This window comes from Bacillus coahuilensis m4-4 (assembly GCF_000171615.1).
In the GTDB taxonomy this organism is placed as follows: Bacteria; Bacillota; Bacilli; order Bacillales; family Bacillaceae_K; genus Bacillus_T; species Bacillus_T coahuilensis.
In genome coordinates, this window is sequence record NZ_ABFU01000060.3 from 194146 (window position 1) to 209257 (window position 15112).

15 protein-coding genes and 1 pseudogene are annotated in these 15112 nt (G+C 38.2%); 11 read left to right on the top strand and 5 right to left on the bottom strand.

The features are described 5' to 3' along the window. Positions 1-9: 9 nt before the first annotated feature. The 3 genes from M44_RS16270 to trhA all read right to left on the bottom strand — a co-directional run bounded on the left by M44_RS16270 (position 10) and on the right by trhA (position 2453). Positions 10-942, bottom strand: a complete 933-nt coding sequence (locus M44_RS16270) for a TetR/AcrR family transcriptional regulator (RefSeq protein ID WP_029326936.1) — start codon at positions 940-942, stop codon at positions 10-12. A 118-nt stretch (positions 943-1060) separates the two neighbouring features. Continuing rightward, positions 1061-1726, bottom strand: a complete 666-nt coding sequence (locus tag M44_RS16275) for a haloacid dehalogenase type II (protein WP_010175316.1) — start codon at positions 1724-1726, stop codon at positions 1061-1063. A 79-nt stretch (positions 1727-1805) separates the two neighbouring features. Beyond that, positions 1806-2453 carry a PAQR family membrane homeostasis protein TrhA gene (gene trhA, locus M44_RS16280; protein WP_010175318.1) on the bottom strand — a complete coding sequence of 216 codons (648 nt, stop codon included), beginning with the start codon at positions 2451-2453 and terminating at the stop codon, positions 1806-1808. A gap of 130 nt (positions 2454-2583) precedes the next feature. Here trhA and M44_RS16285 point away from each other — a divergent pair, with 130 nt between their 5' ends. The 10 genes and pseudogenes from M44_RS16285 (at position 2584) to M44_RS16345 (ending at position 12675) form a co-directional block, all read left to right on the top strand. Next, positions 2584-3213, top strand: coding sequence for a DUF1836 domain-containing protein (locus tag M44_RS16285; RefSeq protein ID WP_010175323.1), 630 nt, complete (start codon positions 2584-2586; stop codon positions 3211-3213). Positions 3214-4110: 897 nt separating this feature from the next. Further along, on the top strand, positions 4111-4347 hold the full coding sequence (locus M44_RS30090; protein ID WP_029326937.1) for a nuclease-related domain-containing protein: 237 nt from the start codon (positions 4111-4113) through the stop codon (positions 4345-4347). Further along, entirely contained in the window at positions 4323-4829 is a 507-nt protein-coding gene (locus tag M44_RS16305) for a hypothetical protein (RefSeq protein WP_029326938.1), read from the top strand. The genes M44_RS30090 and M44_RS16305 overlap by 25 nt, the downstream gene beginning before the upstream one ends. A 226-nt stretch (positions 4830-5055) precedes the next feature. After that, complete coding sequence (locus M44_RS23875; protein WP_010175329.1) at positions 5056-6252, top strand: DEAD/DEAH box helicase; 1197 nt, start codon at positions 5056-5058, stop codon at positions 6250-6252. Between the two features lie 221 nt (positions 6253-6473). Continuing rightward, complete coding sequence (locus M44_RS26465; protein ID WP_010175331.1) at positions 6474-6635, top strand: DUF1540 domain-containing protein; 162 nt, start codon at positions 6474-6476, stop codon at positions 6633-6635. Positions 6636-6816: 181 nt separating this feature from the next. Continuing rightward, complete coding sequence (locus M44_RS16325) at positions 6817-7698, top strand: carbohydrate ABC transporter permease (RefSeq protein ID WP_010175332.1); 882 nt, start codon at positions 6817-6819, stop codon at positions 7696-7698. After that, the gene (locus tag M44_RS16330; RefSeq protein WP_010175333.1) at positions 7698-8525 is read left to right on the top strand and encodes a carbohydrate ABC transporter permease; all 828 of its coding nucleotides are present in this window, start codon (positions 7698-7700) and stop codon (positions 8523-8525) included. Before M44_RS16325 ends, M44_RS16330 begins: the two co-directional genes overlap by 1 nt. Before the next feature lie 215 nt (positions 8526-8740). Continuing rightward, positions 8741-10040, top strand: a pseudogene (locus tag M44_RS23880) (ABC transporter substrate-binding protein). 86 nt (positions 10041-10126) lie between these two features. Next, on the top strand, positions 10127-11917 hold the full coding sequence (locus M44_RS16340) for a sensor histidine kinase (protein ID WP_010175335.1): 1791 nt from the start codon (positions 10127-10129) through the stop codon (positions 11915-11917). After that, positions 11914-12675 carry a response regulator transcription factor gene (locus M44_RS16345; RefSeq protein WP_010175337.1) on the top strand — a complete coding sequence of 254 codons (762 nt, stop codon included), beginning with the start codon at positions 11914-11916 and terminating at the stop codon, positions 12673-12675. Before M44_RS16340 ends, M44_RS16345 begins: the two co-directional genes overlap by 4 nt. A gap of 34 nt (positions 12676-12709) precedes the next feature. On the opposite strand, the gene M44_RS16350 is transcribed toward M44_RS16345, so the two are convergent. Beyond that, entirely contained in the window at positions 12710-12934 is a 225-nt protein-coding gene (locus M44_RS16350) for a hypothetical protein (protein ID WP_010175339.1), read from the bottom strand. A 138-nt stretch (positions 12935-13072) separates the two neighbouring features. Here M44_RS16350 and M44_RS16355 point away from each other — a divergent pair, with 138 nt between their 5' ends. Continuing rightward, complete coding sequence (locus tag M44_RS16355) at positions 13073-14158, top strand: AI-2E family transporter (protein ID WP_010175341.1); 1086 nt, start codon at positions 13073-13075, stop codon at positions 14156-14158. Between the two features lie 39 nt (positions 14159-14197). Here the strand turns inward: M44_RS16355 and M44_RS16360 are convergent, their stop codons facing one another. Further along, positions 14198-14617 carry an organic hydroperoxide resistance protein gene (locus M44_RS16360; protein WP_010175343.1) on the bottom strand — a complete coding sequence of 140 codons (420 nt, stop codon included), beginning with the start codon at positions 14615-14617 and terminating at the stop codon, positions 14198-14200. Positions 14618-15112 lie beyond the last annotated feature (495 nt).

A 15112-nucleotide genomic window follows, 5' to 3' on the forward strand; every position in this document is an offset into this window, starting at 1 on the left:
TAAAACCTCCTATTGTATGTAGTGAAACACTACGGTTTGAATGGTAGTAATATGACTTTCAAGTGAGCTTTCTCGTTTTAAATAATGGAGTAAGGCTTCGATTAAAAAGCGTCGTGGAGATGTTGAATCTAATTCTTCTTGAAGCATGTTGAAAGAGGAAAGGATTTCATCATTCCCTAAAGCATCCACTTTTTCTTTTAATTCCTGTAATTCGTATTCTAATGTTTGTTTTGAAAAGTCTTTCGTAGTCGAACTCCCCACATATTGCTCGATTACATGTGTAGGTAATTGAAAAGCGGGTTGAAATCTCTCTAGTTGTTCTACGATCCCATCTAGATGGTGAACAAATAACCTAGCTAGTTGATCGGTATCGTAGGTCAAACCTGTTTCATGGGCAATATACATATACTCTTTGAACGTTCCTTGTAAAAGGACAATCATATCCCAAATATAAGGCTTAATTTCTTCACCATAGGCTTCTAGTAGAACATCTTTTTGCCAGCTCAGTACCTCGGACTTTACTTGCTTCATTTGAGGCTGAATTTTTTCTTTTTCTTTTCCAGTTACATGCTTAAAGAACAGGATCATAAAATCCTTCTGCTTCAGCATCTGCTGAAATTGAATGGACATATGCTTCACTAGTTTTTCTCGTTTAGATAACGCATAATCAGCGGAAATACTTTTTGCTTGTTGTAGTAACAGGTGATTATAATGTGTCATGACGGAAAGAAATAACTGATCTTTTGAAGGAAATAGCTTATATAAAGAGCCTTTTGAAATACTACATTGCTCTGCAATATCCTGCATCGATGTCTCATGGTAGCCCTTTGTTGAAAAAAACCTCATAGCTGCATCTATAATTTCTATTTTTTTCTCTTGGATGGTATTCACCTCTCTCAATATAACGTGACGTTGAACTAACGAGTCACAAAATGAACTCATTGGTCATCTTGGTTATTTTACGTGACAATCCTTCAAGCGTCAATGGATTTACTGTAAAGAAAATAGAACCGTTTTCAACATAAAAAAATCCCCGTCAATGTGCGGGGCATGCAAATCGTTATAAAAGGTTGACTAACTCCGATAAATCTTCTATTTCTACATCAGGCTGCAAATCTAATTGCTCTCGTGGCGAACCTTTTCGATTCACCCAAGCCGTTTGAAATCCAAAGCTCTTTGCCCCGGAGATATCCCAGCCATTTGATGAGAGGAACAGAACCTCTTTTCGTTCGACTTGAAGTTCTTCTAGTACGGCCGTATAGCTCGTGGGCGTTGGTTTGAATGCTTTTCGATCATCCACTGAAAGGATGGAGGAAAAATACGATTGGAGCCCAGAGTTATTTAATAAGGGTTCTAGCATATCTCTAGATCCATTCGAAAAAACAGCTAGCTGTTTGCCCTTTAAGGAAGAGAGAACTGTTTCCACTTCCTTGTAAGGAGTAAGGTGCTGATATTCTGCCATTAACTGGAGAAGCTGTTCTTCTTTAGGCTGTATTCCTACTGAACTCACGGCATACTTTAGTGCATCAAAGGTAATTTTGGAAAATGGCTGATAGCGTCCCATTAACTCTCGGAGAAAGCTATATTCTACTTGCTTTTGTCGCCAAATCAAGCTAACCTCTTGGCCTTTATCCCCAAACTCTTCTTCGCATTTTATTACAATCGAATGAACATCAAATAGTGTGCCGTACACATCAAAGACGATGGCTTTTATATTGGAAACCATATCTACTCTCCTTTATCAGTGATGAATAACTGTAGCATAGTATAATACCAGACTGCTTCTTTCTCTAAAAGACTAAGATCTACAAAACATAGTGAAACACACACAAGAAATGAAACAAGCTACCTAATAAAATGAATATATGAAAAATCTCATGAAATCCCATGACTTTAAATTTTAAAAAATCTGGCTTTAAACCATAAATCACGCCACCAATTGTATATAAAACTCCTCCAGTCACTAAAAGCGCAATCCCAGTCGATTCCATCGTTTGAGCTAAAGGATAAATAAACAAAACCACAATCCATCCCATTGCAATATAGATAATCGTTGAAATCCATCGAGGAGAGTGGAACCATAAAAGCTTGAATACAATACCTGCTACCGCTAATCCATGAATGATCGCAAATAACACCCATCCAATTGTCCCCTGCAAGCTAACCATGCAAAAAGGAGCATACGTCCCAGCAATCAACACATAAATCATAGAATGATCAATTCTTCTCAAAAAAGCAATCGTCTTATCCTTAGCCACGACCATATGGTACGTTGTAGAAGCCGCGTATAAAAGAATCATACTCACTCCGAATAATATTACCGACGTAATAGCTAGCACATTCCCAGTTGTTAAAGAAGCTTTAATCACCATGGCAATTAACCCTATGAAAGCAAAAATGGCTCCAATCAAATGAGTAAGCGCATTAATAGGCTCACGAATATACGTATTCATATCATGTATACCTCCACAATTTAATAAGTAGTTTTAATAACTACTTATAATAATATTAGCAATTTTATATGTAGTCAACTATTTTGTGTGATAAAATAAAGCAAATAACTGTGCGGAGGGTGTGCCCCAAATGAAATCTAAATTTGATCAAATGGAGTGGGACCAACATCTACATCTAGAGGACATTCCAGACATCGACCTTTACATGGACCAAGTCATCCAACTTTTTGAGAAAAGTTACGAAGGAAGCAAACGAAACGACAATGACAAAATCCTCACCAAAACCATGATCAATAACTATGCCAAAGGCAAACTGTTCTACCCGATCACCAATAAAAAATATTCAAAGGATCACCTCATCTTGATCAGCCTGATCTATCAGCTAAAAGGAACGCTTTCTATCCAAGATATCAAAGAGACTCTTTTAGAAGTAAATGAAAAAGCTGCAGCAAGTGACCTATCCCTCCCGTCTCTATATGAACAATACCTCCAATTGTTCTCTCAAAACGTAGAGAAGTTTAAAAATGACCTAAATTTGCATGAAGAGCGAGTGAAGGAGCTAGGTGCTGGATCTGAAAATACTGGGCTACAAGGTGATTCGGATCAAGATATAGACCACCTGCAATCGGTTCTGCTTGTATTATCCCTTGTGAACATGAGCAATTTCTATCGTCGTGCTGCCGAGACCTTGGTGGACCAGCTAGGCAACGATCGAGAACTGTTGAACGAAAAGCATAATGAGAAGGCCCCCGCAGAGTGATGCGGGGGTTTTGATTTTTGAGTCACAATTATATATCATGTATCACCATCGAGAGCGCCTGCTCGATTGAGAAAACCGCCCACTCGGTTGAGAAAAGTACCCACGAAGAAGAAGGAGTACAATCATCGCCCAATGAAAAGGGATAGCGCCCAGTAAGATTGGAGAAGCGCCCACGCGATCGAGAAAACCGCCCACGAAGAAGAAGTGGCCGCCCATGCTAGAAGAAGGAGATCATTCATCGCCCCAAGTAGAAGGGATAGCGCCCAGAAAGAGGGAAACCGCCCGCCCGACAGAGAAAACCGCCCACGAAGAAGAAGTCCCCGCCCATAGTCGAAAAAAGAGAACAATTAACGCCCGGTATAAAAGTGAGGGCGCCCAGTAAGAGGGGAGAAGCGCCCGCCCGACAGAGAAAGCCGCCCACAAAGAAGAAGTCCCCGCCCATGGTCGAAAAAAGAGAACAATCAACGCCCCATGTAAAAGGGATAGCGCCCAGTAAGAGAAGAGAAACGCCCACGCGACAGAGAAAACCGCCCACAAAGAAGAAGTCCCCGCCCATAGTCGAAAAAAGAGAACAATTAACGCCCGGTATAAAAGTGAAGGCGCCCAGTAAGAGGAGAGAAACGCCCACTCCACCTTGAAAACCGCCCACAAGGAAGTAGTCGCCGCCCTTAGCCAAAACTCTTAAGACTAATATTTAATAATCTAAAATATCTTATAAAAAAATAAACAATAAAGGGAATAGACGACATTTGAAGAACTTTAGTAGTGGTAGGTACTAAAAATTGATAATAGAAAGGGGAATTTTATCCATTATAAAGAATTAGTTAAACCCATTTCATTAAGACAATATGATGCAGCCATTGCCCGACTAGTTCATTACCCAAAAAAAGGGAGGAAATGATTATTGAACGTGGTAAGTTAGCAGCGGGTTACAGAGGTCAACTAGCATTTGATTATTATCTTAGATTAATACAGGATGAAAGCTGCTATGTACTCCACAATATTAGGTTAAGATTAAATGATGCATTTTTCCAAATGGATACACTTCTACTAACAAATAGATTTTTACTAATTATTGAAGTGAAAAATGTAATTGGGGATTTTAATTTTTGTATTTTGAATTTCAGCAGTTGATAGAAGATCGAGAAAGCACGAGAGAAATATATAATTGTCCAATTCAGCAGGTAATGAATCAACATCAAAAACTTCAACATTGGTTACGTCTAAATAAGATGGTTAATATTCCTATCTATAGTATTGTCGTTCTTACAAATCCTAAATGTTTTATAAAAGAAGTGAAAGGTGATAGAAATTTTATTAGAAGCAAACTGATGCGCTCATCCAGATTTAATATTTTTTTTGAGGATCTAACGACTAGTGTGTCAAACGAGGTTCTAATGGACAGTGAGACCAATCATTTAGCAAAACTATTTGGTCAACACCATACGCCACAAATCTTGAATATATATGAACGTCATGATATTTCACAACAAACCATTTCACACGGAGTAATTTGTCATGATTGCCAGTATTTTTTTACACTGTACTCTCCAAATAGTACGTGCCCTACCTGCTCTCGCCCCCCAGAAATCCCTCATTCATCAAAACATTTCTGATTATTCTTTATTAGTTAGCCCCACTTTTACAAATGTAGAAATTAGGAATTTTTTAAATGTACCTTCTCGTTACACAATGAAAAGACTATTGAAAATTCTCCACAAGTAAAGTACTCCAGTTCCACCTACCACCACCCCTTCCGCGACTAATTTCAATTCTATTTGTTCTTCCACAGCGGAACCCGTATAATGAAGACTTACAATGAAACGGTAAGGAGCATGAAGCATGCAAACATTTAACCAGTTAGGTTTACATATAAAAAGTGAACGAGCATTAGAGCAGCAAGGAATTACGGAGCCTACTCCCATACAAACAGAAGTGATTCCATTAATGGTTGAAGGGAGAGACGTGATCGCCCAGGCGAAGACGGGATCGGGTAAGACGCTCGCATTTATTTTACCGATGCTTGAAAAAGTAGATCTTGAAAAAATCGCAGTACAAGGATTGATTGTCGCACCAACGAGAGAGCTTGCCATTCAGGTAACAGATGAACTCAAAAAGTTAGTAGAGCTTGAGTTTCCAGAAGTTAACGTTTTAGCGGTATACGGTGGACAAGATGTGGAAAAGCAGTTACACAAGCTTGAAACGCGAAATATTCACATAGTGGTGGCGACGCCAGGACGTCTTCTTGACCATATGCGACGAGGAACCATTGACCTATCAGAACTTGATATGCTGATTTTAGATGAAGCAGATCAGATGCTTCATATTGGATTTCTACCAGAGGTGGAGCAGATTATTGAAGCGACGCCACCTACACGTCAAACGGCTCTGTTTTCAGCAACAATCTCAAAAGACGTACGAACATTAGCAAAACGCTATCAGCAACAGCCTTACACCGTGCAGGTAAAAGATAAGGAACGATTAGTTGAAGAAATTGAGCAGTTTGTGGTGGAGACAACAGATCGAAAAAAGCTACAAGCTTTAGTGGAAGTGATTAAAGAGACGCAGCCTTTTATGGGGATTATCTTTTGCAGAACGATTAGAAGAGTGTCGAAGCTGCATATGGAACTAAAGGCAAAAGGGTTTCTTGTAGATGAGCTTCATGGGGATCTATCTCAGGCGAAGCGAGAAAATGTGATGAAACGCTTTAGAGATGCCAAGATACAGCTGTTAATTGCAACGGATGTGGCAGCGAGGGGACTGGATGTTGAAGGGGTTACCCATGTGTACAACTATGACATTCCTCAAGATGTGGAAAGTTATATTCATCGTATTGGACGAACGGGACGTGCAGGTGAAACAGGGATGGCGATTACGTTTTCAGCGTTAAAGGACAAGCAAGCCCTGCAATCTTTAGAAGAAGGAATAAAAAGGAGCATTCCGCGTAAGATCGTGGAAGTAGAGCTTGAGTCACCAACCCCGTCAAAGGGTAAGGATCAAAATGAAGAGAGAAAGCAGCGCAGAGAAGATCACAATTAAAAAAAATAAAGAGCGGAAGCATAATAATAGAGGGGCTGCTTCTACTAGAGGGCGCTCAACTGGAGGAAGTTCTAGAAGTACTGGGCAATCCAATAAATCTTCCAGGTCTTCGAACCGAGGATCAAACCGCGGGCGTTAATCTTCCTAACCAGAACTTCTCTTTCTAGAGTATGAACAAGCATCCGGTTGTTCATCCTAAAAGAGAAGGAGGTGTATGGAGAATGGCATTAGATGTATTATGTGAGGTTATGAACTGTGTGCATAACGAAGGTGGCAAGAAGTGTGGCGCTTCTCAAATCTTCGTCGTGAGTCATAAAGGCGATAAGGCTCATACTAGTGAAGAAACGGATTGTAAAACATTTGAACCTGGAGAACTGTTATAAGCTTGTTCTCACAAAGTTGGAGAAGGTCGTAGGTGACCTTCTCCTTTATTATTGATAACTATTCTCAATAATATACACAGGAAAAATAAGATTGGTCAATATTTTCCACCCTACCGACTAATATCGTCTATCTTAAAATGAAAGCGTTTTAATTAAAATGAACGTATCGGAGGTGTTCACTATGGGTGGAAAAAGAGGAAAAAACATTCTTTTATTTCTAGCATTTGTTGGACCTGCCTTATTAGCGTTTTCTTTCATCGTGTTAATACCGTTCTTATCAGGGATATATTATGCCTTTACAGATTGGAATGGTGTTACAGGAAATGTTCAATGGGTTGGGTTAGACAATTTTATTACTCTATTCACAGAGGATAAGCAGTTTTTAACCTCGTTTTGGATTACAACAAAGTACACAATCGTTGCCATTCTTCTGACGAATTTTGTGGGGTTTTCTTTAGCCCTTCTTGTGACAAGAGGACTAAAGCTACGCAATGTATTTAGAACGGCATTCTTTCTTCCCAATTTAATTGGGGGACTTTTACTAGGATTTATATGGCAATTTATTTTTACAAAAGGCTTTGTTTCGATTGGAAACTTGACTGGAATCGATTTCTTCAATCTTTCTTGGCTTGGTGACGCCAATACGGCATTTTGGGGAATTGTGATTGTGAGTGTGTGGCAAGGTGCTGGATATATTATGATTATCTATATTGCTGCGTTACAGAACGTACCGCAGGAATTGATTGAAGCGGCGAGGATGGACGGAGCGAATAGCTGGCAAGTTTTAAAGAATATTACACTTCCACTTGTTGCCCCTGCCTTTACGATTTGTTTATTCTTGACCATTTCTTGGTCCTTTAAAATATTTGATGTGAACTTAAGCTTAACTGGTGGCGGACCGTTTAAATCAACAGAAATGCTTGCTTTAAATATTTACACAGAAGCCTTTGTTAACAATCGATATGGACTAGGTGAAGCAAAAGCCTTAATCTTCTTTATTGTGGTTGCGACCATTACTACAATTCAAGTGATGTATACAAAGAGCAAGGAGGTTGAAGCATAATGGAAGGGAAATATACGATTAAAACATTTGGATTGGAGATTTTGGCTTTTTTCATCGCGATTATCTTCCTTGTCCCGTTCTATTATGTAGTATCAAACTCCTTAAAGACATTTGCTGAAATTCTTTTAAATACATCAGCACTTCCGACAGTCCTCCAATTTTCGAACTATGTAGAGGCGTGGGAAAAGATGAACTATTTGAAGGTATTTACAAATAGTTTGATTATTACACTTGTTAGTAACCTTGTCATCGTTATATTTTGTTCAATGGCTGCCTATATGCTAGTACGTACAAAAAATAAATGGAGTCAAATCATCTTTTTAATGTTCGTCGCAGCGATGGTTATTCCATTTCAAAGTATCATGATTCCATTAGTCTCTTTTACTAGTAAACTAGGTCTTTTAAATAGTATTCCTGGGATTGTGATTATGTATTTGGGGTTTGGTTCAGGATTAGCTATCTTCCTTTATCATGGGTTTATAAAAGGAATTCCTATTGAACTTGAAGAAGCGGCGATTATTGATGGATGTTCAAGATTTGGCGTGTTCTGGAGAATTGTTTTTCCATTACTTAAGCCCATTACCGTTACGATCATCATATTGAATAGCTTATGGATTTGGAATGACTTCCTACTACCGTTACTTGTGTTACAGGATCCAAATCTACGGACGATTCCACTAGCTACATTCTTCTTCTTTGGAGAGTACACAAAGCAATGGGATCTAGCGCTTGCCGCGTTAATGCTTGGTATCATTCCGCTGTTAATTTTCTTCTTCTTTATGCAAAAGCATATTATTAAAGGAATTGTGAGCGGCTCAATTAAATAGAAGATGTGCCCTGCTGGACGGCAGAATTAGTGTGCAGTAGGGCATCTAGTACTCTATAAAATTCAAACTCTCTCTAAAGAGCTCTTGAAGTTTTAGTACAATAGAACCAATACATCAATATTTTCCACCTCATTGTTCAATATTGTCACCTACGTCACAACAATGAAATCGTTTACAATAAAAGTGGAAACAAACTAAATTAGGGGGTAGTTCCAATGAAAATGAAAGGGCTTTCTTTATTAGCGCTATTATTATCTTTCATGCTTGTCTTAGCTGCTTGTTCATCAGGTACATCGACTGAAAACTCAAATGAAGGCACCGAAAATGAAGGAACGGAAGGATCGGGAGAAGAGGTAACCATCGATATCTTCCAATTTAAAGTAGAAATTGCAGAACAACTAAAAGCATTAGCTGAAGAATATACGAAAGAAAATCCAAATGTTAAGTTTAACATCCAAACAGTTGGTGGAGGAGCAGACTATGGTGCTGCTTTGAAAACTCAGTTTGCTTCTGGAAATGAGCCGGATATCTTTAATAACGGTGGATTCCAAGAAGCACAAACTTGGTTAGATAAACTTGAAGACTTATCAGATCAACCATGGGTTGCAGATGCATATGAATCAGCATTAGAGCCTATGACAGTTGACGGAAAAGTATATGGTCAGCCACTAAACCTAGAAGGATATGGGTTCATCTACAATAAAGATCTATTCGAACAAGCTGGAATTACAGAACTTCCAAAAACACTTTCTGAACTAGAAGAAGTAGCTAAAACGCTTGAAAGTAACGAAATTACTCCGTTCTCTGTTGGGTATGGGGAATGGTGGGTGCTAGGAATTCATTTACTAAACATTCCTTTTGCTCATCAAGATAATCCAGATGAATTTATCGCAGGATTAAATGATGGGTCTGCAGAAATTCCTGGAAATGAAAAGTTTGAAAACTTTATGAATCTATTTGATTTAACGATTAAGTACGGTAATGACAATCCGTTAACAACAGACTATAACACTCAAGTTACTCAATTTGCAGCTGGTCAAACTGCGATGATGCAACAAGGTAACTGGACTCAAGGGATGATTGAAGAAATTAATCCTGAAATGAATATGGGCTTCTTGCCTATTCCAATAAGCGATGATGCTTCAAATGATAAGCTAGCAGTGGGTGTACCAAATAACTGGGTAGTAAACAAGAACTCTGCTGATAAAGAAGAAGACAAAAAAATTCTTGAACTGGATGGTTTCATCTGAAACTGGGAAACGTTACGTTGTGGAAGAATTCAAATTTATCCCTGCATTCTCTACGATTGAAGCAGAAGGTTTAGGGGCAATGGCCGATGACATAATTGCTTACTCTGAGGCAGGTAACACGCTTTCTTGGAACTGGTTTAAGTTTCCAGATGGGGTAGTAAATGAATTTGGTGCGAATATGCAAGCGTATATTGGCGGAGAAAAGGATAAAGAGGAGTTCCTACAATCTCTTCAAGATTCTTGGAATAGCTTGAAGAAAGAATAGTAGGTGGGAAGGCTAGGAAGCTAGCCTTCTTTTCTTATTATGTTTGTACTATACTAAAAGCAGTATAGATGGACGGGAGCCATATAATGAAATCAAGCATCAGAAGAAAGATGATTTTCTATTTAATCGTATTTACGATTATTCCTCTCGGTATGTCGATGACCATTACCTACTTTTACACAAAGAATTCGGTGACAAACTCTTTTATACAGAGTAGTGAAACTCTTGTACAGAAGGGGGCAGAGGACATTCAGCATTATTTAGAGACCATTACCAGTATTCCATTCCAGTTGTATACGCTAAGGGATTTTGCTAATGTACTGACGCTGGGTGTGGAAAAAAATATTGATAAAAGTCAGCTTGAAATTGATCGTTCGTTAGACAATTTATACTATTCACGTGATGAGATTGAGCAAATCCATTTATATATTGAAAACGGTCAAGATTCTTATTCCATCTACAATTACAAGTTAAGTAGTAGAGGAAAGTTAGAAGAATTAACGAAGCAACCTTACTACTTGCGCTTAAAATTGGCAACAGGATTGCAAACCATTATAGAACCTACTCACCCCATCTACAGCTACAATAACCGTTCGACGATTGATAAGAATGTGAAAACTCCCGTACTAAGTTTTCATCAACGGTTAATGGACGTCCCTTCCAACCAATTTTTAGGAATCGTTAGTATTGATATCACATTAAAAGAATTAATGATCATTGTTGAGCGCTTATATAATGAAGATACTGAAGACTATTACCTCCTGACTACTGATGGGCAGATGATTACTACCTCAGTTGATGACGTAGAGAGTGTGGATTGGTTAGACACAATATTAGAGCAAGAAGAGAATCATATACATTGGTCTGACGAGGAGTTTAAAGGGATCATGGTGTATGAGACATTTAAAGTAGCGTCAGATGAATGGATTTTGATCAAGAGAATTCCTTATTATGAACTACATAAGGATGCTAGAGAAATTTCGTATATTAATCTATTAATCTTGTTTTTCTCTCTTTTAATTGTTGAAGTGGGTACATTATTTATCTCTTTTAAAATGACAGCTCCAATCAAGGTGCTCATACAAAATATGAAACGAGTGGAAAAGGGAGAATTTAAAGTTGATTTCCTGTCTCTTGGAGATGATGAGTTTGGAGAGCTTGGACATCACTTTACTTCAATGGTTGAAACCATTGACGAATTGTTTGTGAGGGAGTATTTACTTGAGCTTCGTAATAAGACGAACCAGCTTAAAGTATTGCAATCTCAGGTAAATCCTCATTTTTTAAATAATGCCCTTCAATCTATTGGAACTTCCTCATTAAAGCAAGGGGATCAGGAAACGTATCAGCTTCTTATGTCCTTAAGTAAAATAATGAGATACAGTATGAACAATATAGAGGACTTTGTCACGTTACGGGAAGAACTCGAGCATTCAAAGGCCTATTTACATTTACAGAAACAGCGATTTAAAGATCGTTTTACGTTTGATATTTCAGTAGATGATGATATTTTGCTGTCTCAAGTACCGAAAATGACCATTCAGCCTATTATTGAAAATTATTTTAAACATGGATTAGAGCAGGATGAGCGAAAGGGTCATCTAACGATTTCTTGTAAAAAATGGGAGAATAAAAAGTGGATTTCCATTCAGGATAATGGTAAGGGTATGAATGAGCAAGAGATCGAAAATCTTATGGTTTCCCTCCATTCTTATAATGCTACGGAACAAGAAAATGGGATAGGTTTAAAAAACATTTATGATCGTATTAAAATTTATTATGGGATAGATGCCGAGTTTAAAGTGGAACAAAATACAACTGGAGGTATCACGGTGAATATAATCGTACCTATATCGATAGAGGAGGAGTCACTGTGAAGCTCTTATTAGTGGATGATGAATTGCATGTTAGGGAAGGAATCCGTTTATTGGGTAGATGGGAAGAACTTCAAATTACAGAAATTGTAGAGGCGGAGAATGGTCAACAAGCGGTCCAAATCATTGAAACATCTTCTCCTGAAATTATTATAACCGATATGAAAATGCCTGTAATGGGTGGAGGAAAACTATTAGAGTGGTTAAACGAGACCGAATGCCCAAGTATACGTATTGTTCTCACAGGCTTCGATCAGTATGAGTATATGCGAAAAGCAGTCCAGCATGGAAGCTTTGATTATTTATTAAAGCCAATAGATCCAGATCTTCTGCATGAAGTCTTAACCAAAGCCGTTTCAGCGGTTCAATTGCAACAACCGAAGGGCGAAGTAGTAGCCGAAGATTACAAGGACCAAACTATCACCATTACGATGAGAAAAGTAGAGGAATATTTAAAGGAATACTATCATGAAGATATTAAACTCCAGGATATAGCCGATACTTTTTATATCAGTAGAGAATATATATCAAGAAAGTTTAAAGAACATTTTCATTTAACAATTACAGATTATTTAGTGGACTTACGCATGAAAAAAGCGATGGAACTTCTAGATCGTACCAACTTGAAGGTGTATGAAATAGCTGAAAAAGTTGGGTATGTGGATGATAAATACTTTCGGAAGGTGTTTAAAAAGTTTGCTGGCGTCACACCAAATGATTATCGTCAGAAAGATAAGAATGGAAAAAGACTCAAGTCTTAAGTGAATAGACTTGAGTCTTTTGTATGTTCCCTATTTATTGTGAAGATTCTTCATCTGAATTTTCTTCGTCTAATGTTTCATCAAGTTCTTCTTCTGCTTCGTTTAGTTCACCTTCAACTTTTGTTTCAACATCTTCACTATATTCTTCCGTTTCTTCACTCATATCCACTTCGTTTTGTTCTGCTTCTTCCTCGGCACATGCACCTAATAATAACCCTGTACTTAACGTCATAGAAAGCAGTAGATTTCTTTTCTTCATTGGAACTCTCTCCTTTATCATTTCTAGTTGTATTAATCTATTACCACAATAACATTCTCGTAAACTTTAGGGTTTGATTGGGTGTATGAGAGGAGAATCTGCTATAATAGAGGAAAATATTTCATGGAATAGTGAGTGATGGTATTGTCTTTATTGGATAGGAATTGGTTTAAAGCACTCGTTGCGCTTATCTTATTGCTGATTGCAATATTTTTATTACATCAAGTTAGCTTTATCTTTACACCGATAGTGGTTTTACTCAAAACCATTTTCTTGCCGTTTATTTTAGCAGGAATATTATTTTACTTGTGTCGACCACTCGTAAGATTTCTTGAAAAGCAAAAAGTTCCTAAGGGAATTGCCATTATCGTAGCTTACATTGCCATTATCCTAGCATTCTACGGAATCTTTAAGTTAATCGGCCCCGTTGTAAATGATCAAATTGACCGTTTTGTTAAAAACTTTCCTAAAATGCAGGAGGCAGTAGAGGAATCTGTCACATATGTTCAAGATAACTGGGAGTACTTACCTGAATCTGTGAGAGATATGGTTTCATTTGATAAGGCTGCTGAGAGAGCACAGTCATTTTTTACTGGGTTTGCTAGTGACTTTGTGTCCATACTTACCAATATCTTTAGCACCGTCTTCGTACTGGTCCTTGTTCCATTTATTTTGTTCTATATGTTAAAGGATGGTAATCGCTTAGGGAACTTTATCGCCCTCTTTTTCCCCGCTCATAAAAGAGAGGATGTGAAAGGTGTACTTGGAGCAATGGACAAAACCATTTCTTCTTATATTCAAGGACAAGTCTTGGTTAGTGTATGTGTCGGCACCCTACTCTTAATTGGGTACTTAATTATTGGTTTGGATTACTCATTAGTACTTGCCTTATTCGGAATGCTGACCAATGTCATTCCTTTCATAGGTCCTTTTATCGCGGTTGTTCCTGCCTTGCTAGTGGCGCTTTTCCAGGATCCAATTATGGTCGTTTATGTTGCCATCATTATGATCATAGCCCAACAGATTGAAGGGAATATTATCTCCCCTCAAGTGATGGGGAAAACTCTAGATATTCACCCATTGACCATCATTGTGTTAATTTTATTTGCAGGGAATTTAGTAGGGTTCTTAGGAATTATCTTTGTGATTCCAACTTATGCAGTTGTGAAAACTGTCATTATTCACTTATATAAACTCACTCAAGTAACTAGAGATGATAAATAGAAAAGAGGAAGCGGCTGAACCGCTTCCTCTTTTTACTCTTTATACTGCTTTTGCCTGTAAGGATACGTCGATGTTTCCAGATGTCGCTTTAGAGTATGGACATACTGTGTGAGCCGTTTTCACTAATTCCTCTGCTTCTTCCTGACTTACTCCTTTAAGGTTAACAATTAGCTCGACTGCTAGTTTAAACCCACCGTCTGTGTCTTTTCCAATGGATACGGCTGCTGTTACTTCGCTTTCAATTTGCTTTTTTGCTTGTCTTGCTACAAGGTTTAAAGCAGAATCAAAGCATGCAGAATAACCTGCTGCAAATAATTGCTCTGGGTTTGTTCCTTCTCCACCAGCTCCACCTAAACCTTTAGGCATGGAAAGTGATAAATTTAGAACTCCATCCTCAGATTGAATTTTTCCTTGGCGTCCACCGTGAGTGGTGGCTTTTGCTGTGTATAATGCGTCCATTAGAAAATCTCCCTTCAACTTTTAAGTTGTGTACAATTGAATTTTACAAAATATAATATATAGTTGCAAGTTTAAAGCCTTGTACATTTCATCCTCTTTTACAATACCCGTTTATAAGTGAAGTCATACTACTTAAAAAACTTTGGTAAGGTAAATAATTGATCTATTTTTATTTTCAGCTATGGTGATGATCTATTGAAATTGGAAGAGCACTTTCTTTGTTGAGTATATTGGTAGAAGTATTTTTTAATGTATTGAATGCTGGTGAGTTTTCCAAAGTGTGCTAATAAAGGCTGATGGAAATCGTTTTGGCAGTAGCGCGCGTCCTATGTACGTAAAAAATGAGGGAAGAGCCACGCGGTGGCAGTAGCGCGATACCCAACCCCGGAAAAAATCGAAGAAGAGACACGCGTAGGGGGTAGCGCGAGTACCATGAACGAAAAAAAATGGGGGATGGGACACGCGGTGGCAGTAGCGCGCCACCCACCCCCGGAA